Annotated in this window: 16 protein-coding genes; 8 read left to right on the forward strand and 8 right to left on the reverse strand. The window is 48.5% G+C overall.

Annotated features, from left to right (window positions below; genetic code table 11):
- Positions 1–119: 119 nt before the first annotated feature.
- The 4 genes from GJV44_RS01735 to purN all read right to left on the reverse strand — a co-directional run bounded on the left by GJV44_RS01735 (position 120) and on the right by purN (position 4,779).
- Positions 120–1,316, reverse strand: coding sequence for a DesA family fatty acid desaturase (locus tag GJV44_RS01735; protein ID WP_226806773.1), 1,197 nt, complete (start codon positions 1,314–1,316; stop codon positions 120–122).
- Positions 1,317–1,515: 199 nt separating this feature from the next.
- The gene (locus tag GJV44_RS01740; RefSeq protein ID WP_226806774.1) at positions 1,516–2,853 is read right to left on the reverse strand and encodes a mechanosensitive ion channel family protein; all 1,338 of its coding nucleotides are present in this window, start codon (positions 2,851–2,853) and stop codon (positions 1,516–1,518) included.
- A 1-nt stretch (position 2,854) separates the two neighbouring features.
- Positions 2,855–4,141, reverse strand: coding sequence for an RsmB/NOP family class I SAM-dependent RNA methyltransferase (locus tag GJV44_RS01745; RefSeq protein WP_226806775.1), 1,287 nt, complete (start codon positions 4,139–4,141; stop codon positions 2,855–2,857).
- Positions 4,138–4,779 carry a phosphoribosylglycinamide formyltransferase gene (gene purN, locus GJV44_RS01750; RefSeq protein WP_226806776.1) on the reverse strand — a complete coding sequence of 214 codons (642 nt, stop codon included), beginning with the start codon at positions 4,777–4,779 and terminating at the stop codon, positions 4,138–4,140. The genes GJV44_RS01745 and purN overlap by 4 nt, the downstream gene beginning before the upstream one ends.
- 161 nt (positions 4,780–4,940) lie before the next feature.
- On the opposite strand from purN, the gene GJV44_RS01755 reads away from it, so the two are divergent.
- The 4 genes from GJV44_RS01755 to coaBC all read left to right on the forward strand — a co-directional run bounded on the left by GJV44_RS01755 (position 4,941) and on the right by coaBC (position 10,743).
- Complete coding sequence (locus GJV44_RS01755) at positions 4,941–5,912, forward strand: bifunctional riboflavin kinase/FAD synthetase (RefSeq protein WP_226806777.1); 972 nt, start codon at positions 4,941–4,943, stop codon at positions 5,910–5,912.
- 216 nt (positions 5,913–6,128) lie between these two features.
- Entirely contained in the window at positions 6,129–8,966 is a 2,838-nt protein-coding gene (gene ileS, locus GJV44_RS01760; protein ID WP_226806778.1) for an isoleucine--tRNA ligase, read from the forward strand.
- Positions 8,967–9,473, forward strand: coding sequence for a signal peptidase II (lspA, locus tag GJV44_RS01765; protein ID WP_226806779.1), 507 nt, complete (start codon positions 8,967–8,969; stop codon positions 9,471–9,473). It begins immediately after the preceding gene.
- Positions 9,474–9,534: 61 nt separating this feature from the next.
- Positions 9,535–10,743 carry a bifunctional phosphopantothenoylcysteine decarboxylase/phosphopantothenate--cysteine ligase CoaBC gene (gene coaBC, locus GJV44_RS01770; protein ID WP_226806780.1) on the forward strand — a complete coding sequence of 403 codons (1,209 nt, stop codon included), beginning with the start codon at positions 9,535–9,537 and terminating at the stop codon, positions 10,741–10,743.
- A 746-nt stretch (positions 10,744–11,489) separates the two neighbouring features.
- Here coaBC and icd read toward each other — a convergent pair.
- The 3 genes from icd to xseA all read right to left on the reverse strand — a co-directional run bounded on the left by icd (position 11,490) and on the right by xseA (position 15,577).
- Positions 11,490–12,743 (reverse strand): NADP-dependent isocitrate dehydrogenase, encoded by a 1,254-nt coding sequence (icd, locus tag GJV44_RS01775; protein WP_226806781.1) that lies wholly within the window; start codon positions 12,741–12,743, stop codon positions 11,490–11,492.
- Between the two features lie 612 nt (positions 12,744–13,355).
- Positions 13,356–13,940, reverse strand: coding sequence for a superoxide dismutase (locus tag GJV44_RS01780; protein WP_226806782.1), 585 nt, complete (start codon positions 13,938–13,940; stop codon positions 13,356–13,358).
- A gap of 260 nt (positions 13,941–14,200) precedes the next feature.
- Complete coding sequence (xseA, locus tag GJV44_RS01785) at positions 14,201–15,577, reverse strand: exodeoxyribonuclease VII large subunit (RefSeq protein ID WP_226806783.1); 1,377 nt, start codon at positions 15,575–15,577, stop codon at positions 14,201–14,203.
- 430 nt (positions 15,578–16,007) lie between these two features.
- Here xseA and lpxK point away from each other — a divergent pair, with 430 nt between their 5' ends.
- The 4 genes from lpxK (at position 16,008) to adk (ending at position 18,800) form a co-directional block, all read left to right on the forward strand.
- Complete coding sequence (gene lpxK, locus GJV44_RS01790) at positions 16,008–17,033, forward strand: tetraacyldisaccharide 4'-kinase (protein ID WP_226806784.1); 1,026 nt, start codon at positions 16,008–16,010, stop codon at positions 17,031–17,033.
- The gene (locus GJV44_RS01795; RefSeq protein WP_226806785.1) at positions 17,014–17,193 is read left to right on the forward strand and encodes a Trm112 family protein; all 180 of its coding nucleotides are present in this window, start codon (positions 17,014–17,016) and stop codon (positions 17,191–17,193) included. The genes lpxK and GJV44_RS01795 overlap by 20 nt, the downstream gene beginning before the upstream one ends.
- Positions 17,194–17,204: 11 nt before the next feature.
- Positions 17,205–18,029, forward strand: coding sequence for a 3-deoxy-manno-octulosonate cytidylyltransferase (gene kdsB / locus GJV44_RS01800; protein WP_226806863.1), 825 nt, complete (start codon positions 17,205–17,207; stop codon positions 18,027–18,029).
- A gap of 108 nt (positions 18,030–18,137) precedes the next feature.
- Positions 18,138–18,800 carry an adenylate kinase gene (adk, locus tag GJV44_RS01805; protein ID WP_226806786.1) on the forward strand — a complete coding sequence of 221 codons (663 nt, stop codon included), beginning with the start codon at positions 18,138–18,140 and terminating at the stop codon, positions 18,798–18,800.
- Between the two features lie 701 nt (positions 18,801–19,501).
- On the opposite strand, the gene murJ is transcribed toward adk, so the two are convergent.
- Complete coding sequence (murJ, locus tag GJV44_RS01810; RefSeq protein ID WP_226806787.1) at positions 19,502–21,052, reverse strand: murein biosynthesis integral membrane protein MurJ; 1,551 nt, start codon at positions 21,050–21,052, stop codon at positions 19,502–19,504.
- Positions 21,053–21,296 lie beyond the last annotated feature (244 nt).

Genomic DNA, 21,296 nt, shown 5'->3' on the forward strand with positions numbered 1-21,296 from the left:
ATCCCTATCAGTTAGCCTAACTTACTTTATCGCACCCCGAAAAGAAAAACCCCGCTTATGCGGGGAGAGGAGAGTACGAGGCAGACTGTAAATCTAATAAAATGTATCTGCTCCAGCGTTTACGCGTAGCGACGTAATCGTACTGAAAATTCCCGCAATGCTTGAATTCCGCTTTGCTCTGCGCGATAGCACCAGCTCTGCAAGAGCGATAGTAACTGATCGCGCGATGCGTTTGAGCGATCCCATATCTGCGTGAGTTCGATTCGCAATTGATAGTACGTGCGTAAGCGCTGGTTGCTAGCGAAGATCTGTACTAATTCTTGCTTCTGCGGCTCATCTAAGGTAGCTGTGTCGTTGTGAAGCCATGCGCGAGCGCTTTTAATCAATGCATACCTTTCTCTCGCGCCTAATTCTTTTAACTGTACTAACTCTTTCCGGTACGCTCGGTTAACCGTTTTCGCATAGAACGCCATTACTTCGTAGCGATTAGCTAGAACCGCATGCAATGTATCTATATCTGGTACTGCCTTACGTGCTGCTAACTTCGGCATCGGGGCAATCTTCTTCACCTTCGCCAGCCGACATGCTGACATAATCCGAATATACATCCAACCCATGTCGAACTCGTACCACTTGTTTGATAACTTCGCTGAAGTTGCATACGTGTGGTGATTATTGTGCAATTCTTCGCCACCGATCAAGATTCCCCACGGCAATAGGTTTGTGCTCGCATCCGCGCAGTTAAAATTACGGTACCCCCAGAAATGACCAAGACCATTAACCACCCCAGCAGCCCAGAATGGGATCCAAATCATCTGAATGGCCCACACTGAAATCCCGATGACCCCGAATAGCGTAAGATCGATCAACGCCATGATGGTTACTCCAAGAAGCGCATGCTTAGCGTAGATATGGCGCTCTAGCCAATCATCTGGCGTACCGTGCCCATACTTCTTCAGTGTTTGTTTATTTTTTACTTCTGCACGGTATAGTTCGGCGCCTTCAAACAAAACTTTCCATATGCCACGTGTCTTCGGACTGTGTGGATCATCATCGGTTTCACATTTTGCATGATGCTTGCGGTGGATAGCCGCCCATTGACCAGTGACCATACCCGTGGTTAGCCATAACCAGAAGCGGAAAAAGTGGCTGACAATTGGATGTAGATCTAACGCGCGGTGAGCTTGGTGCCGATGAAGATAAACAGTCACACCAACAATTGTGATATGCGTCATCAGCAGTGTATAAAGCACAATTTTCCACCATGGCCAGCTTAGCAGGCCATAAGCAACGAAATGCAGCACAGAATTCACCAAGGTATTCTACTCAGAAAATAAAATCGGAAAACCTGCCAGATCAAAGTATTTGACTCGACCCGATGCAGAGGTTAGGGAAAAGACTAGGATAGCTAAAATTTGACTTTATTAATCATAAACACCTCTAGTATTCTGAATAATGCATTTTTCTGGACACTATCACACTCTCCGGATAAACAATATCTTTCTATTAAGGAAATCAAGCCTCTCTTCTTGCTTGGACCGAGACAACTTCCATCGGTTCAATAGCAGAAGAATTCAAAATCCGTACTTCGCACTGTATAAATGGAGCGCGAATACCATGCGCACTGAAACTGACCCAGATATTGTAGTTGACGGCTGAACGAACCGACGTGATACCAAGTGCCGCTTCAGCAATCCAAAATCCTAGCTCCAGGTTTATCCCGTCGGCGCTGAATCCAGAAAAATAAGGGCGAGGCGCTGGATCCTTTAATACACGATCCACGCCTTGCGCAGCCTGGACCAGTATGCGCATTGCGAGGTTCACATCTGTATCATATGCCACTTGGACTGACACTTTAGTCCAGCCGCGCGTGAGAAACGAAGATTGGTTCTGCACGATATCAGTAATCAGCTTCTCGTTTGGAACTAGCGTTTCGACACCATCTAATCCACGCATTACTGTATATCGAGTTCGAATTTGCGTAACTTGACCTTGTAGATTGCCGAGGCAAATCGTATCACCAAGACGCAGAGAGCGATCTAATAAGATGATAAACCCTGATACATAATTGCTAGCAATCTTTTGCAACCCAAAGCCTAGTCCAACGCCGAGCGCACCGCTGAATACACCAAGAACGGTAATATCGATACCGACGATTGACAGACTTACCAGCACTGCAGCTAAGATTAATGACGCGCGACCAATACGCGACAACACGACCCGCAGATTCGCATCGAGTGCGCTAGTCTGTAGCAGACGCTCGTCTAATGCACGACCCACCCATAGCGCCCCAAATAATGTGATTGTGACCCACATTAAGCCATTACACAACGATAATAGATTTAGATGCACAGTAGCTATGCGAAACTCCACACTAGACATCCAGTGCAGTACATCGTCCTGAATGTCCATTATGATTAGCGCCATTCCAGCCCATACCAGAACGGTGACGATTTTTTCAGCTAGGTACGCAAGCCCGTGCAAATGCCCATCACGGGAAAACACCTGGCGCATTAAATATAACGCTACATAGATTAGCGCAATACCAAACAGCGGAACCCGCACAAAATCTAGTAACAGCGTCTGCGCCGCCTGTTTTAGAATAAGCGCTGCACCACTAACTATCAGCCAGCTGAGAAATGGAAATAATGCTTTATCTAGTCCATCTACCCCGAAGTGCACTGCTGCGTTACGCGAGCGACAATATATGTCCAGCTGCTTACGCGCGTAAGCAGCAAGTCCCCATGCTAGCGCTAGCGCACCAATCAGTATAATAACCTGCCCAAGCATCGCTGGCTGGCCAAGGTCACGAACTAAGTTTCCGAACAGCTTGGGCAGTATTTGATCCCGCATATCACGCCACCCGTTGCATCGCTACCGCAAAGAAGCCATCAGTGCCATGTCGGTGTGGCCACAGGATTAGGTATTTTCCAGTATCAAGTGCAATCTTTTTATCAGCTAACACCCGGTGCGCTGACACACACTCGAACATTGGGTGAGTGGCGATAAACTGCTCGATAATTTCTTCATTTTCGTTGCTCAGTAAGCTGCACGTTGCGTAAACAAGCCGCCCACCGGGCTTAAGGAGCCGCGCTGCGGCGGAAAGTATTGATGCTTGCTTTACCGCTAACTTATCTACTGACTGCGGTGTTTGACGCCACTTAAGATCTGGATTTCGGCGCAGCGTACCTAGACCAGTACATGGCACATCGACTAGTACACGATCGATCTTGCCGAATAAACGCTTGATCTTTATATCGAATTCACTATCAATAAGAACCGGATGCACATTCGATAGTCCGCTACGAGAAAGCCTAATCTTGAGCTTGCCTAGTCGTTTGTCAGATACATCAAATGCGTATAACCGCCCAGTTGAATGCATCATCGCACCTAACGCAAGCGTCTTACCTCCAGCTCCAGCACAGAAATCAACAACCATTTCACCGCGGCACGGCCCAGTCAGCTGGCACAATAGCTGGCTACCCTCGTCTTGTATCTCGAACCATCCTTGTTTAAAAGCGGTCATCGTACGTATCGCCGGCTTGCCAGCGATACGTATACCCAGTGGGGCATATGGCGTCGGCTCGGCCTGCACGCCGACCTGTGCTAGTACAGCAAGCACCGCATCGCGATGAGCGCGGATTGGATTAACACGCAGATCTAGCGGCGCTGGATGATTTAGCGCTGCTGCCAGCCACGCCAGCTCCTGCGCTACTGCATCCGGCCCAGCATCTATAGTTGTTAAACGAACACCTAGTGCAGCTTCAATCCATGACGGAAAATTCGTGCGAACGTGTGCCGGAAGGCTTTCTGGATCGACCTTGGAAACAAGGTCAAGCCATGCATATTCCTCTTGAAACACATATGGGCGCAACTCTTTCAGACCAGCAGTCTGCATGAGGCCAAGCAGTGCTAGCCGACGTGTTAATGTGCCACTGCCACTTTCAGCTAAATACTCATATTCTATCTTACGGCGTAGAACCGAAAATACAGCCTCAGTAGCTATACTACGCTCAGTCTGGCCAAGCTTCGGATGGGCGTGAAAGAATCGACTTGTAGCTACGTCAGCTGCACTAGAAAACTTTAGTACATCGCCTAACAACACTTCGATCTGGCCGATTAAGAATCTATGTAGCCTCATACTAAGTTTTCATCCAATAGCAGCCGCGTCTTAACGGCTGTTAGCTCCACGCGGCCGTTACGTAAGCGTAAGCGGTCCTCTATAAACCAGCGTACTACGCGCGGGTAGAGATTGTGCTCTAGGCGCAATACTCGTGCAGAAAGTTCAACAACAGCGTCACTAGCAAGCACGGAAACTACGCCTTGCGCAATGATCGGACCATAGTCTAGTTCGGCAGTCACGAAATGGACCGTAGCACCATGTACTGCAACACCCGCATCTAACGCGCGCTGATGCGTATGCAGACCCGTAAAACTTGGTAGCAACGATGGATGTATGTTTATGATGCGGGCCGCATAGCGCTGAATAAATGCCGATGTCAGTACGCGCATGAAGCCAGCCAGAATAACAAGATTTGGTTCATATACATCTAGCGTCTGTACCAGCGCTGTATCGAATTCATCACGTCCTTGGAACCACGTGTGATCAACAACAGCCGTAGCGACCCCATGCGCAGCAGCCCACGCCAAACCTGCAGCGTCAGGGCGATTGGATATGACTGCAGCAACGCGCGCTGACCAACGTTGTGCGGCGCACGCTCGAACAATTGCTTCCATGTTGGAACCGCGCCCAGAAATTAAAATGACAAGTTTTTTCATTTATATATTTTATCATCGACACTTTAGCTGCTGGTACTGATCTACCCGTTTCTATCGAAATTGAGTGAGAGAAGCTTATAATCGTAAGCTTTTCGGCAACGTATTAATACCATCGGGTCGGCGTAGCTATCGAGCGCCGCAAGACCATCAGCTTAATTATCGTGAGAGTCTTCATGGGTCTTCCAAATGCCGAGAGCTGCTCGCCCTGCGCGTTGACAATCGGCAACTTCGACGGAGTACATCGCGGACACCAAGCACTGCTGGCGCGAGTTCGCGAGGCCGCTAATGCGCGTGCGCTCCCGGTCTGTGTGATAACGTTCGAATTGCACCCCCGAGAGTTCCTCGATCCGGCCAGCGCACCACCGCGCATCGCGATGCTACGCGATAAACTCGAAGCGTTGCGGCTCAACGGTGTAGACCGAGTTGTAGTCGAGCATTTCAATCACACGTTCGCCAGCCAGTCTCCGGCCGAATTCGTCGAGCACATTATTGTGAACGGATTACGTGCGCGCTGGGTTATGATCGGCGACGACTTTCGGTACGGAGCAGCGCGCGCTGGTGACTTTCTATCGCTGAAGGCGGCTGGCGTGCAGTATGGCTTTGAAGTCGAGCAAATGCCTACTATAGAGGGCCCGTCCGGCGGGCGCATCTCTAGCTCAGCTGTACGCGCTTTGCTTATTTCGGGCGACCTCGCGGCCGCTCGCAATGCACTCGGTAAAGCAATTGTGATTAGCGGCCATGTTGTGCATGGCATGAAGCTAGGGCGTAACCTTGGCTGTCCGACGCTAAATTTGTCAATCTCACATAAGCGTCCTGCACTTACTGGAATTTTTACTGCACATGTTCATGGTATTGAGATTGGTCCATTGCCTGGTATAGCGAGCCTAGGTTGGCGTCCAACTGTAGATAATTCCGGCCGCATGCTACTGGAAATGCATGTACTAGATTGGAGTGGCGATGCTTACGGAAAGCTGGTTCGGGTCGAATTTCTTGAGAAACTACGCGATGAACAGAAGTTTTTAGATCTAGAGGAACTCGCACAAGCAATCTCGCGCGATATAGTTAAGGCGCGTGAATATTTCACTAAAAAACCCGATCAGACGACAGTGTCCAGTCCCCACTATGCGACCTGATCGGGGTAGCCATCTCAGCTCGGTCAGCAATGTTCACCGTCCGCTAACAGACTGAATGCATTAGATAGCAATTAGCCATTGCATATCAGAAAAGTGTACGACAACACGAATAAAAGCCGGCAATACATACCTATCGTCTACGCAATATTCTATGCTTTTCCGATGCGGCTAGCAAAGCACGGCTAGTGGCCACCGAAATTTTCCATCATTTTAATTATGATCGACAAAAAAGCCGATTTTAAGCAGTCCTCTAAATACCCTATCAATCTGCTTGATACACCATTCCCAATGCGGGGTGACCTGCCAAAGCGCGAACCGGAATGGGTACAAGAATGGCAACAGAATAAGGTCTACGAAGCAATTCGTAAAGCTTGCCAAGGAAGGCCGAAGTTCGTGCTACATGACGGCCCCCCTTATGCAAACGGGGATATTCATATCGGACACGCAGTCAACAAAATCCTTAAAGATATAGTTGTCAAGGCACGAAATATGGCGGGCTTTGACGCGGATTATGTACCTGGATGGGATTGTCACGGCATGCCGATTGAAATCCAAATTGAGAAGCTCTTCGGTAAGTCTATGCCGACCGAGCAAGTGCAGCGTAATGCACGTGCGTATGCTGCCGAACAAATTGAGCGACAGAAAGCAGATTTTCTCCGACTCGGGTTGATTGGAAATTGGGATAATCCGTATCACACGATGTACTTCTCGAACGAGGCGAATGAAATCCGCGCACTCGCACGCATTCTTAAAAAAGGTTATATCTTCCGCGGCCTGAAGCCAGTAAACTGGTGCTTTGAATGTGGCTCGGCACTTGCTGAAGCGGAAATCGAATATAAGGAGCACGTAGATCCTGCTGTGGATGTTGCATTTCCCTTTGCCGAGTTAGGGCGGATTGCCGAAGCGTTTAGGGTTCCGTCATTGCCCAGTACTAATGGCGCGATTGTGGTCTGGACTACCACGCCGTGGACTATTCCCGCAAACCAGGCGCTAAGTGTAAATCCACAGCTATCGTATAGCCTTGTAGATACGCCGTACGGATTGCTAATTCTTGCCTCCGAACGCGTCGAGCCGTGCTTGGCCACGTATGGCTTACACGGTACAGTAATTGCGTCGGCGCCAGGTATCATGTTGGGCGGCATTCATTTCCAGCATCCGCTCGCTAACCTACACCTGGGCTATAGGCGCACCACACCGGTTTATTGTAGTGAATACGTGACTATGAACTCCGGTACTGGCGTTGTACATTCTTCACCAGCCTATGGTGTAGAGGACTTCCAGTCATGCAAGGCACATGGCATTGACGATAGCAATATACTGAACCCAGTTATGGGTAACGGTCACTATATTGCATCCTTACCGCTGTTCGGTGGCCTATTAATTTGGGATGCAAACCAGAAGATTATCGATGCATTACGGCGCTCTGGTTCATTGCTACATACGAACAATTATACACACAGCTATATGTATTGCTGGCGGCATAAGACGCCGATTATTTACCGAGCGACATCGCAGTGGTTCGCTGGTATGGATTTGACGCCCCTTGATGGGGGAAAGACGCTGCGCGAAACCGCACTCGACGGCATCGAGAATACTATATTCTATCCAGCACGTAGCAAGCAGCAACTGCAAAACATGATCGCCCATCGACCCGACTGGACATTGTCTCGTCAACGCCAGTGGGGTGTGCCAATGGCCTTCTTCGTACGTAAGGGGACAGGTCAGTTACATCCTAATACGCTTGAGTTACTTGAAGAGATTGCACAACGCATTGAACAACATGGTATCGAGGCGTGGCAATCGCTCGATCTGCATGAGTTGCTCGGTAACGACGCCGACCTATATGAAAAGAATTCTGACACGCTAGATGTCTGGTTCGACTCTGGCACCACGCATTGGCATGTTCTGCGAGGCTCGCACACACAACAGCTGCAGTGGCCCGCCGACCTATACCTTGAAGGCTTAGATCAGCACCGGGGATGGTTCCAGTCATCGCTACTTACTGGCTCAATGCTCGATGGTCGGCCGCCCTACAAGGCACTGTTGACGCATGGCTTTGCGGTTGATGGACAAAGTCGTAAAATGTCGAAATCGGTTGGCAACGTGATGGCGCCGCAGGCAATCTCAAATCATCTCGGCGCCGAAATTATTCGCTTGTGGGTAGCTTCAACTGACTACTCTGGCGAACTATCAATCTCCGATGAGATTTTGAAACGCGTGAGCGAAAGCTACCGCCGGATCCGTAATACACTGCGCTTTCTATTGGCGAATCTGTCAGATTTCGACCCAAACTTTAATATGGTACTGTCCGAGCAGTGGCTCGAAATCGACCGATACGCACTCGCGCGCACTGCAGAACTACAAAGAGAAGCGCTCAATTATTATGATGTATACGAATTCCATCCAGTTGTATCTAGGTTACAGATTTTTTGTTCAGAGGACCTTGGTGGCTTCTATCTTGATATACTGAAAGATCGGTTGTACACGTCCTCAGTCGACTCACTCGCTCGGCGAAGTGCACAATCATCATTGTACCATATTACGCATGGCTTTCTTCGGTTAATAGCGCCATTTCTGTCATTCACCGCGGAAGAGGCATGGAAGATCTTCCGGCCGGGAAACACGACAATCTTTACGGAAACGTACTATGTCTATCCACTATTGCCCGATAATGAAGCGCTACTAAATAAATGGGCACTTGTGCGTAAATTACGCGGTATGGTTAGCAAAGCACTCGAAAATGCGCGTCAAGCAGGCCAAATTGGCTCTTCATTACAAGCTGAAGTCGAAATCTATGCCTATGGCGAATGCTACGACGCTCTCGAGGGCTTTGGTAGCGAATTGAGATTCGTATTAATCACCTCTGCAGCACGGCTGATTAAGGTTAACAATAAGATTGATGAAGCAATTGCAGTGATCCCGTCCCAATACTCGAAGTGTGAGCGCTGCTGGCATTATCGCGAGGAAGTCGGTATAAACACTGAACATCCGAGACTATGTGAGCGCTGTATAGCAAACTTATTTGGGAACGGTGAATACCGGAGTATGGCATAAATGGCAAAGACTTCATTTTATAAATCCAGCCGTTCGGAAATGCTTATGCTGTATCTAGGCATGTCATTAATAGTAATTCTGCTTGACCAATTGTCTAAAATTATGGTGACACGCCTGTTCGTATACGGCGATCCGTATCCAGTTACGTCATTCTTTAATCTGCTATTAGTTTACAACCTCGGTGGCGCGTTTAATTTTCTGTCGACCGCTAGTGGCTGGCAACGCTGGGTGTTTATCTCATTGGGTATTAGTAGCGCGCTCCTAATCATTTATCTACTCAAAGGCCACAGCGGACAGAAACTATTCTGTACTGCCCTAGCATTAATTCTCGGCGGCGGATTGAGCAACGTCATTGATCGTTTTATGCATGGCTATGTGATTGACTTCCTTGATTTCTACGTTGGAAACTGGCATTGGCCAACATTCAATATTGCCGATAGCAGCATCACGAATGGTGCGTTACTGTTAGCGCTCGACGAACTTAGGCGCGTACGTGTAACGCACTGAAAGTCTAGATTGAGAAATAATCCCAGAACTACTTAGCATGCGCAGTAGCAGAAGGAGTGATATGAATCTTTCGGGCAAACACTTGGTTCTTGGGCTAACTGGCGGCATCGCATGCTATAAGTCGGCTGAGCTTACGCGTATTCTGACGCAAGCCGGTGCCACTATTCAAGTAGTGATGACAAAATCAGCTACACAATTTATTACACCGATCACGATGAGAGCATTGTCTGGACAGCCAGTCTACACCAGTCAATGGGCTGCACGTATTGATAATAATATGCCACATATCGAGCTGTCGCGCCGCGCAGACGCAATCGTAATCGCTCCCGCATCGGCTGATTTTATCGCTAAGTTAGCTAATGGGCTATGTAACGATCTATTATCAACACTAGCTATGGCACGTTCCTGCTCATTGCTGGTCGTACCGGCGATGAACCGACAGATGTGGCAAAATCCAGCGACACAACGCAACATCGCTCAGTTGTGCAATGACGGTATTATAGTGCTTGGTCCAGATGCTGGACCGCAAGCATGTGGTGAGATTGGCGATGGTCGCATGCTCGAACCCACGGCAATATACGAGGCGATCATCGCTTTTTTTCAGCCAAAGACGCTAGAAGGACAACGGGTACTAATTACAGCGGGCCCCACTTTTGAGCCGATAGATCCGGTTCGCGGCATTACAAATCGCTCAAGTGGCAAGATGGGATTCGCACTTGCGCGTGCCGCGGCGCAAGCTGGTGCGCGCGTACATCTAATTTCCGGCCCAGTCGCACTTGCCACGCCATGGGGCGTAAGCCGGAAGAACGTACAGACCGCGCAAAAAATGTATAATGCAGTCATGAAGGCTATTACCGACACCGACACCAATATTTTTATTGCCGTTGCCGCGGTAGCTGACTGGCGTGCTGCTCATGTATCTAATCACAAACTAAAGAAAACTGTCGGTAAGCCACCTCCGCCGCTAGACTTGATCGAAAATCCCGATATACTCGCCAGTGTTGCTGCGTTGCCATCACCTCCTTACTGTGTCGGATTTGCGGCAGAAAGCAGTGAGCTTAGCATGAATAGTGAAGCAAAGCGGCGGCGTAAGAACGTACCACTACTCATTGGAAATCTAGGGCCGAAAACATTCGGCAAAGATGGCAATAAAGTTGTTCTATTTGATACAACCGGCTCGACACCATTGCCGCGTGCGGACAAACACTCACTCGCGCGCACCTTGGTTGACGAGATTGCACAGCGTATGCCGGGCAATATTTGTGCATAATTGATATACGTGTGATGATGTATTGTGGATTGCTACGCGCATAACAGCATATTATTCAGTTTGAATATAACTCAACTTTAATGCTCTTTTACATATAGGAGATCGACGGTTCATGGGGGTATCTTGTATACGTCATGAGTTATTGAGCTGATATAGCCTGCGTTCACGTCTGAACTCAGGCGGCATTCTATTTTTTCGGCTCCACTCATCTCCAACTAGGAATTCTACTAAAATGTATCTCCAGAGTATAGGAGGATTAGAGACGCGTATGCTCGAGAGCAGCGTGCCGGTCAATTCTAGCCGACCTATAAAGTACCAATTATGACTATTTAGTCAGCAGAATCTTATATCGCCATCTCCAGTGAGATGGCAGTGTGTATATCCTCTGGGAAGGCTGGGTAGCTATCGATTCGAAATTACTCAACAGGCTCCTCAACCGCAATTAGGAAATACCGGTGAGTCTGAATCCTTGGCCATAACTAGTAGCCTTGAAGAGGCTACTTTCTCAACTTCTAAACACCGAAGTAGCCAGCATTACACGCTACCAGAGTGGCCTACTCTTCAGATGTAGTTTGTACACGCAAATTTATTGATACAAGCTCGCCTATACGGCAAACATCTAACGCTATCTAGTGCAGACAACAATTGCATGCCGATATAAGATATACGTTAATAAGATATACGTTAGTCAGTCTATAGCATTTGCGCTTTTTAACTTAATATCTATGAACGGTTCTGTTACATGGCTACATGTTTTCGATTAAAACCTGACCAAAGCCAGAGCATGAAACCTGTGTCGCATCCTCCATCTGACGTGCAAAATCATACGTCACACGCTTTGACAGGATCGACTTTTCCATTGTAGAAATAATGACATCTGCCGCCTCAATCCAGCCTAGGTGGCGCAGCATCATTTCGGCCGACAGGATTTCCGAACCAGGATTCACGTAGTTCTTGCCAGCGTATTTTGGTGCAGTTCCATGCGTTGCTTCGAACATTGCAACCGAATTCGATAGATTAGCACCTGGCGCTATGCCAATACCACCAACCTGCGCTGCCAATGCGTCTGAAATATAATCTCCATTCAAATTTAACGTTGCGATTACATCATATTCGGCCGGACGTAGCAGAATCTGCTGCAAAAACGCATCGGCGATTACGTCCTTAATCACAACCTCATTACCGCTCTTTGGATGTTTAATTTTAGTCCACGAAGTACCTTCTATCCGCTCCGCTCCAAACTCTTTCTCGGCGAGAGCATATCCGTAGTCGCGGAATGCACCTTCGGTAAACTTCATGATGTTACCTTTGTGCACTAGCGTGACCGACTTACGGTGATTGTCGAGTGCATACTGGATAGCTTTTCGCACTAGCCTCTCTGTGCCTTCTCGCGAAACTGGCTTGATGCCGATCCCCGATGTTGCTGGAAAGCGGATTTTATTAACACCCATTTCTTCACGCAAGAAGCGGATTAGCTGTTTAGCTTGCTTAGATTCTGCAGCCCATTCGATACCCGCATAGATATCCTCTGAATTCTCGCGGAAGATTACCATGTTAGTTTTCTCCGGTTCACGCACCGGCGAAGGAACGCCCTTAAAATAGCGCACTGGACGCAGGCACACGTACAGATCTAACTCCTGTCGCAGCGCGACATTCAGCGAGCGAATACCGACGCCAACCGGTGTAGTTAATGGCCCTTTGATCGAAACTACATATTCTTTTAGAGCCTGCAGCGTTTCTTCCGGCAGCCATATATCTTGCCCATAAATCTTAGTCGCCTTTTCGCCGGCGAAAATCTCCATCCATCTAATCTTTTTTCTATTACCATAGACTTTCTTAAGAGCTGCATCGACTACCTTGATCATCACCGGCGTAATATCGAAGCCAATACCATCGCCCTCAATATAAGGAATGACTGGCTGATCTGGGACGTTGAGGGAAAAGTCCGGGTTGACGGTAATCTGCTCACCGCCAGAAACCTTGATGTGCTGATGCGGCATATTTGCCTCCAATGATGGAATGGTTAAAATTTTGCTGCACAGCTACACGCAGACATATCCCTGATAGCAGGCCAGAAAAATATTATAGCATTTCGAAAATGATTTTTATTTCATATAAAAAACGCATATATATATTATGCGTCAGCATTTTCATCTTTTCTATCGGAGATGAGTCCTAGCGGCCACGCATTACTAAGCTATTCTACTGGCCTACTCAATCGAGTTAGACTTTGACGATAGCTATACACAAAAACTGCAGTAAACTACGGGGGCGAGCTTGCGAAGGTTGAACTTGGCTTGAGTCGAATCGGTCCGCGGGGCGCGGGGATGATTTACACCCTGTCTAGCATCTAGACTGCGGATGTGGTTCCAGCAGATTATGGATATCATCTGACGCGCACGTCGTACAACAAAAGACGCGTTCTTCTCCCCGCCAGATATTCTCTATGCTATAGAGAATATCTGGCGGGGAGAAGAACGGAAAAGTAATGTTGTATATGCTAAAGTACTTTTAGTAAAATATTCGGATATTTAGCGCGTTGCCTACCACGAGAAAGCACGTGGCACCCCGGGGGAGGGACACACCGTAAGGCGATATCGCGCACCAGAGCTTCATACGCTAAAATTCTTAGCGGCGAAATTCCAGTTCACGATATTCCAAAACGCTTCGACAAACCTCGGGCGAGCATTTCGATAGTCGATATAGTATGCATGCTCCCAAATGTCTAGTGTCAGTAAGGGCATAATATTGGCCGACAACGGCGTAGCCGCGTTGCTGGTTGAAATAATATCCAGTGAGCTATCGATCTTTTTCACGAGCCAAGTCCAACCAGAGCCGAACGTGCTGACCGCTGCTTTTGTAAAAGCTTCTTTCAATCCGTCGTAAGAACCCCACTGTGCGTGAATTGCATCACCGAGCTTGCCAGTCGGTGCCCCCCCACCCTGGGGTGATAAGCTTTTCCAGAAGAATGTGTGGTTCCATACTTGCGCTGCGTTATTAAAAATACCCCCCGACGATTGTTTGATAATTGCTTCCAGCGACAAGTTTTCGAACTCTGTACCCTGGATTAGATGGTTCAGATTAGTCACATAAGTTTTATGATGTTTTTCATAGTGGAATTCTAACGTCTCTTCTGAGATATACGGAGCCAGTGCATTCTTCGCGAATGGCAGAGGAGAGAGAATATGTTGTGTCATTATATAATATTCCTTTATAAGGAATTGAAGGGCCGGGGAGCATCATACTGCCGAGTACTTAATCTTAGGTCGGCTCGAATAACCTCGAACATTTTCGCTCTTTAATGAGTAGTGTGCCCTATGTACTGCTTACGTAGGGCTAGTACTACTTGGCAGAATGCTATTCTGCGCGAAAATTGGTACCGATATCACAAATATCCAGCATACAGTTAGTTACTTGCTAGTTGATCGGGGGCAATTCTCGGGTCTACGTGCCCCCTCTAGAATTCCTGATCTAGGCGAGGCTGGACGTGCGCAATACCAAGATCTGCACTGCCGTGCGCGAGGTGTACTATTACACATTGACCCGGGTTAAGTACATCTAATGCACGCACCGGTGCGCCGCTGTGCGGTTCGATCATCGCTGCATAGCCTCGCTCTAGTGTACGTCGCGGACTCAACAACTCAACGCGAGCAGCTAGTGCAGATACCCGCGCACATTGATGCTCTTGCTTTCTGCGCAGTACATCTCGAAGGCGATACCAGAGGTACTGCGAACATTCGGCTAATCGCTCTATATCAAGCCGGCTGCGTTGCCAACGCAACTGAAGTATCGTCAGCTGTGCGCGCGTACTTTGCACTAGGCGAGCGACGCCCGAGCATAACCGAAGCGATAATTGCTGCAAGTGCTGACGCTGTCTCATAATCCGCTCAGCCGGGCTAATCAGCCGGCGAGCCAGCCAATCTAACTGCTGTGCTCGTCGCTCCATCATCCGAACAATAGAGCGTGCTAGCGCCGTATAGCGATAACTTAAATCGTTTAATAACGCTGCATGCTGAGGACTAACTAGTTCCGCAGCTGCTGTAGGCGTTGGCATACGAACATCGGCTGCAAAGTCAGCAATCGTACAATCTGTTTCGTGACCAATACCAGATACAATCGGCAAAGCACTAGAGGCAATTGTGCGCGCTAGAGACTCATCATTAAATACCCATAAGTCTTCAATCGAACCTCCGCCGCGGCACACAATCAACACATTAACTTCAGCGCGGTGGTTAGCTATGCCGATCATAGTCGAAAGACGCGCGGCCGCCTCAGCACCCTGCACCGGCGCAGGGTAGATAATAACCGACACATGCGGCGCACGTCGCGCAAGTGTGATCAACACATCGCGCAGTGCTGCTGCTTGTAGCGATGTAATGATGCCGATAGACCGTGGGTGCAATGGAAGCGTACGCTTACGCTCGGCAGCAAACAGACCTTCGCTCTCAAGCTGCCCTTTAAGTTTCAAAAACGCTTCATATAGGCGACCTTGCCCGGTGCGTCGAACTGTTTCTACGTTTAATTGCAACTCGCCGCGAGGTTCATACATTGCTACTGTAGCACGAACCTCGATCCAGTCGCCTGCCCGAGGCGAAAACTGCGCATATTGGGCGCGGCCACGAAACATTACACAACGAATCTGGGCACAATCGTCTTTGATAGAAAAATACCAATGACCGCTAGCTGCCCGTATAAAGTTTGAAACTTCGCCGGCAATCCAGGCAAGCGGAAGAGCTTGTCCGAGCAAAGCGCTAATCGTACGATTGAGAGCGGACACTGGAATCACTATGCCCCCATCGACCAAAGAGGTCGATGGGGAGAGTTCTAATTTCATTGGGCAGTACGTACTTAGGGGAGAATCTTCTATAGCTCTAGCGGAGGAAGGTCTGGAACTATCTATACAGTCATTTACCAGTTTTTGTATAGCGTCGAGCTAGTGATATCCGCGCACGAGTGCATTACTTGCTCTATTTTTTATGCAAGATTTTATGCGATATCCAAGTCATTAAAAGTTACTGATAGTGGTAACCTTAAGACGCTCCACGAAGTTATCTACAGTAATCATATATAGCATATCAGTATATGCATCTATTGTAGAAAAATATGATTAACGTCTATGTGCGGATAGCAGGCGCAATTTATCTCAGCCTCTAGGCAACTTATTGAGTATGTGCCTATGCTACGTGAGAGTTGCTGGAGATTGCTGGAGTCCAAGGCCTGTTATGCCGTTGTACAACGCTGTATATCTATCGACTACTATACCCATGTTACTTTCACGAGCGATAATTGCTTATATCGGACATATCTTCTCGAGAGAATGGCAGCGTCGTGGCGTGCTTGCCTACACTCTATGGCCTCTATCCCAGTTATTTTCTGCTGTCTCCGCACTGCGCCGACTCGCGTATACACGCGGCTGGTGTAAGACGTGGCACATTAGTGTGCCGGTCGTAGTAGTAGGCAATGTGACGGTCGGTGGCACCGGAAAAACGCCAACCGTTATCGCACTGATCGAGGCATTACGCGATGCAGGCTTTAGATCCGGTGTGGTATCACGTGGCTATGGCTCGCGCATCGTGCGACCCACTGCGGTCAGCCCTACGTCGCCACCTTCGCTGGCAGGCGATGAGCCACTGCTGATAGTCCGTCGGACCAAAGTACCCATGTGGGTTTGCCCAGACCGAGCGGCAGCTGCCCGTGCACTGATACAAGCTCATCGCGAAGTAGATGTAATTATTAGCGACGACGGCTTGCAGCACTATCGGCTCGCGCGCGATATAGAGCTCGTAGTCTTTGATCACCGACTAGGGGGAAACGGGTTTCTCTTGCCTGCCGGTCCATTACGCGAACAATTAAGTCGCTCCCGCGACGCAACGTTGATCAACAATCCTGATGAACACAGTTTTCCGCCGTGGCCATCGACCTTCAGGCTAGCGCTGCAGCCAGCCGACGCATGGCACCTAGATAATCCACACCTGCGCCGACCGCTAGCACAGTTTGCTGGCCAGCGCGTTCTAGCGGCTGCTGGCATCGGCGAACCGGAACGCTTCTTCGCGACACTGCGTTCGAGCGGACTCGCGCCTGCTACACGTGCACTGCCTGACCATTATCCGTTCGATGAGAACCCATTTGTAACCGATAGAGCGGATGCAATTCTGATCACTGAAAAAGATGCAGTAAAATGCACGACTTGGCATGACGTACGTCTATGGGCAGTACCTGTCGACGCTACGCTCGATTCCCGCCTAATTTCGCTCGTTTTGGAGAAAATTCGTGGACTCTCGTCTGCTTGAAATTCTTGTTTGCCCGCTGTGTAAGGGGCCTCTGCACTATAATCTCAATACGCCGGAGCTAATTTGCCACGCCGATAAGCTTGCGTATCCAATTTGTGACGGCATTCCAGTAATGCTAGTCGATGAGGCACACCAGATAGTCGAAGGCATACCGGGTTGAACCAACTAGACATTAATCCGACGCATAGCGCAGTTCCATTTATCGTTATTGTTCCAGCTCGCCTTGCATCTACCCGGTTGCCGCGAAAACCGCTGGCAGACCTAGCTGGAAAACCGATGGTGGTACGTGTAGCTGAACAAGCTAGTGCATCAGGTGCTAGCCGCGTTTTAATTGCAACTGACGCTGAAATTGTACTCAATACGTGTCGAGAATATGGCATCGAAGCGCTGCTGACTCGCGAAGACCACTCAACCGGAACCGACCGACTGGCCGAAGTGGTCCAGGTTTGCCAATTGCCAGACGACGCGCTAGTAGTCAACGTACAAGGCGATGAACCGCTGATTGAGCCAGGAATAATCGCCAGTGTCGCTGCGCACCTAGCTGCTAACTCCGATTGTGCGATTGCTACAGCCGCTCATCCGCTCTTTAAGTTAGCAGAGATCTTTAATCCAAACATTGTAAAGGTAGTTCTTGATGCCCGGGGTATCGCGCTATATTTTTCTCGAGCGCCGATTCCGTGGTTACGAGATGCGTACCAGTCGCAATGGAGTCCGGAAAATGGTGCGGCATCTATTCTCAATGTCACACAGCTTCTAGCATCAAGTGATGTGATATATCGCCACGTTGGCTTATATGCATACCGGGCTAGCTTCCTGCGGCGCTACCCTAAGCTTTCGAAATCGCCAGTCGAAATCGTTGAAGCACTTGAGCAATTGCGAGCAATGTGGCATGGGGAGCGGATTGCGGTCTTGCTTATACCGCATGCGCTACCAGTCGGTGTTGACACGCCAGCTGACCTAAAGCGAGTTCGCGAAATGCTCAGCAAACAAGGGTAGGATTACATGATGCGTGGCACAATAGAGCGCGCATGCGACTTATGCCGGATTAGTATATGAACCTGATAGTATGCGCGCTCTACTTATAAGCAATCTCGGAAAATTATTATGCGTTTGATCCTGTTAGGCGCCCCTGGCGCAGGCAAGGGCACCCAGGCAAACTTTATCAAGGATAAGTTTACAATCCCAAAAATCTCGACTGGCGACATGCTGCGCGCGGCAGTCAGGGCCTCTACGCCGAGTAGCGTAGAGGCCAAGCGCTACATGGATGCGGGTGAGCTAGTTCCGGATACATTAATCATCCAACTAGTTAAAGAACGGCTCCAGCAGGCTGACTGTAAGAACGGCTATCTATTTGATGGCTTTCCGCGCACGATCCCACAGGCCGATGCGATGAAACAGGCTGGTGTGATAATCGACTATGTGCTGAAAATCGATGTGCCGTTCTACGAGATTATCGAGCGCATAAGCGGGCGCTGCACACATCCATCATCAGGGCGCACATATCACATGAAGTTTAATCCACCCAAGGTCGATATGATCGATGATGTAACTGGCGAACCACTAGTTCAACGTAATGACGATAAAGAAGAAACCGTTCACAAGCGCCTAGCGGTCTACATCGCACAAACACGTCCGTTGATCGACTACTACATACAATGGGCACGGCGCGGTAACGAAAACGGACTGAGCCCCCCTGCGTACCGGAAAATCTCTGGGCTCGGTACTGTTCATGAAATTAGCCAACGCGTATTCAAGGTACTGAGGTAACTAGCAAAGAATGGAGTATCTCTAGTCAAAACACAAGTATCTAGAATAACCATGATGCATAGTATTGCATACCCGACAGGGTTTTCAGATCAGTTGAATGCTGCATTGATATCGGAAAGAAAGTGCTATGCAAATCCGCGAACAATATTTTTATTAGCCGAATGCTAATTCAGATTTACATGTAGCGACTGCTTGTATACTAGCCGAGTACGGCAGCAAGTTAGGTATGCCGACTGAAAGAAAGAGAGGGTAAGGTGTTTGACAAATCAATTATGATAAACGATTTGTCGAATAGCACTTATTACCGTGGACGGCGAGCACGCTGTTATCGAGAGTGTGATGCCATTTAAGATGTTGCGTAGTAAATTGTTAGAATAGACAATAGTGAATTGCATAACTGTCTATGCTAACAATGAAGGTTTGTGGCAAGCATAGCTTTGTATCTACTCTCAAGTACCCAAGAGAAACAGTATAGTTGCTACCAAGCTTTCAGAAGAAAAAGTAATGTAGTGCCCTCCCACAAAAGGCATCAACTGAGTCATACCGCTAGAGGTCCCCGATGTCTGAAAATACTTTGCACCTCTAGATCAGATAGGCATCTTGAGATGCCGCTAAGATATATTCTTTTAGTGGCGCTGGCCCTGAGTTTTATGGGGCCAGCGCGGTGAAAATCGAGTGTTATAGAATTTATAAGAAACTTACTATTTAACACATCGGCGGAAATATGCATATTTAAAATTCATTAAAAATAATATGGAAAAATATACCGCGGCAAAAATAATTAGCGTTGCTATTAATGCGGCAATTCGAATACCCGGGTGATATCCGAGTGCTATCCAATTAAACGATTGGTTAAACCAGCGCATCACACCAGCAAGAACAAGGCATGCACCAACTAACTGCACAAAGAATAGCCCCCATCCTGCTAATGGTATATATATCAAACGCCGACGCAAACTAACGAACAGCATCAGTGCATTCACGCATGCACTGATTCCAATACTCAATGACAAGCCCGCATGTGCAAGATAAGGCACAAATATAACATTACATAATTGCGTGATCACTAGTACCGCTAACGCAATTTTGACCGGCGTCTTGATATCTTGTTTGGCATAAAAACCGGATGCAAGGATCTTGATCAGTATTAGCCCAAGCAACCCCACCCCATAGGCAGCCAGAGCACGTGACACCATTAGGTTATCGTGTCCTGAAAACCGCCCATAATTAAACAGAGTCGCTGTTAGGGGTTCAGCATAGACACATAATGCAACAGAACTGGGGGCAGCCAGTAAAAAAGTAAGCCGTAATCCCCAGTCAAGTAACGCCGAGTATTCGGCCGAATCAGAATCTGCATGCGCCTTAGATAAACTAGGTAACAGAATCGTACTAAGCGCAACACCCAGCAAGGCGGTTGGAAACTCCATGAGCCGATCTGCATATGATAACCACGATACACTGCCAGGCGGCAAGTGCGAAGCAATATTAGTATTAACAATCAGCGATAGCTGGGCAACTGATACAGCAAAGCTGGCAGGCATCATTTTCCGCAATATCAGCTTGACCCCAGGGTGGGCTAGCGCAAGAGCTAGATTAAGTCTAATCCGAGGAATCATCTGTATCTGTTTGAGTCCCGGCAGTTGTACGAGCAGCTGCAGTACGCCGCCAGCTAATACCGCGAAAGCGAGCGCGTAGATTGGGGTGTCTAGGCGAGGCGCAACGACTAATGCTGCTACAATAAAACTAACATTAAGCAGAACGGGTGCGAATGCAGGCAGTGAAAAATTCCGATAAGTATGCAAGACGCCAGACGCCAGCGAAGTCAGTGAGCTCAGTGCGATGTACGGAAACATAATCCGCGTCATCATTACCGCGAGGCCAAATGACCGGCCTTCGTGAAGCAAACCTGATGCCATTACCCACACGACGAACCCAGCCCCAGCAATACCCAGCAACGATAACCCAACTAGCACCCAGGTTAGTACAGTAGCGGTCGAGTCTACGAGCGTAGACGTCGCCCTGTGTCCACGCTCGCTTTTAAACTCGGCTAAGATTGGCACGAACGCTTGAGAAAACGCACCCTCTGCAGATAGTCGCCTCAGCAGATTCGGGATGCGAAACGCAATATTAAACGCATCGGTGTATGAGCTAGCGCCAAAAGCATGGGCAATTAGCGTTTCACGCACTAATCCAGTGATGCGAGAAAGCAAGGTAAAACCACTGACAGTGATGAGGGGGCGGAGTAGATTCATGCAGCAGCATTATACGGATCTCACTATGCGACAGATACAACTACGACGATACATGACACTAACCCACTGAATCCGAGAAGTTTCTATGGCTTGCGGTTCTATGATAGTGTAGTCACTCATAAATGAGCTGACTCTTAGACCGCCTCACACCCATTGACAATATAGCTGGGCTGGACGTTTCTACTTAGATTGATTCTAAAGAGGGTCGCCGATTGCGTATTTTATTGTTTTATTGTTACACTCT

Source organism: Candidatus Vallotiella adelgis, from assembly GCF_020541305.1.
In the GTDB taxonomy this organism is placed as follows: Bacteria; Pseudomonadota; Gammaproteobacteria; order Burkholderiales; family Burkholderiaceae; genus Mycetohabitans; species Mycetohabitans adelgis.

Bases quoted from the DNA above. Each gene is read 5' to 3' on its own strand.
- GJV44_RS01740 (WP_226806774.1), bottom strand. From the start codon at position 2,853: ATGCGGGATCAAATACTGCCCAAGCTGTTCGGAAACTTAGTTCGTGAC.
- GJV44_RS01745 (WP_226806775.1), bottom strand. From the start codon at position 4,141: ATGAGGCTACATAGATTCTTAATCGGCCAGATCGAAGTGTTGTTAGGC.
- purN (WP_226806776.1), bottom strand. From the start codon at position 4,779: ATGAAAAAACTTGTCATTTTAATTTCTGGGCGCGGTTCCAACATGGAA.
- ileS (WP_226806778.1), top strand. From the start codon at position 6,129: ATGATCGACAAAAAAGCCGATTTTAAGCAGTCCTCTAAATACCCTATC.
- lspA (WP_226806779.1), top strand. From the start codon at position 8,967: ATGGCAAAGACTTCATTTTATAAATCCAGCCGTTCGGAAATGCTTATG.
- coaBC (WP_226806780.1), top strand. From the start codon at position 9,535: ATGAATCTTTCGGGCAAACACTTGGTTCTTGGGCTAACTGGCGGCATC.
- icd (WP_226806781.1), bottom strand. From the start codon at position 12,743: ATGCCGCATCAGCACATCAAGGTTTCTGGCGGTGAGCAGATTACCGTC.
- GJV44_RS01780 (WP_226806782.1), bottom strand. From the start codon at position 13,940: ATGACACAACATATTCTCTCTCCTCTGCCATTCGCGAAGAATGCACTG.
- xseA (WP_226806783.1), bottom strand. From the start codon at position 15,577: ATGAAATTAGAACTCTCCCCATCGACCTCTTTGGTCGATGGGGGCATA.
- lpxK (WP_226806784.1), top strand. From the start codon at position 16,008: ATGTTACTTTCACGAGCGATAATTGCTTATATCGGACATATCTTCTCG.
- adk (WP_226806786.1), top strand. From the start codon at position 18,138: ATGCGTTTGATCCTGTTAGGCGCCCCTGGCGCAGGCAAGGGCACCCAG.
- murJ (WP_226806787.1), bottom strand. From the start codon at position 21,052: ATGAATCTACTCCGCCCCCTCATCACTGTCAGTGGTTTTACCTTGCTT.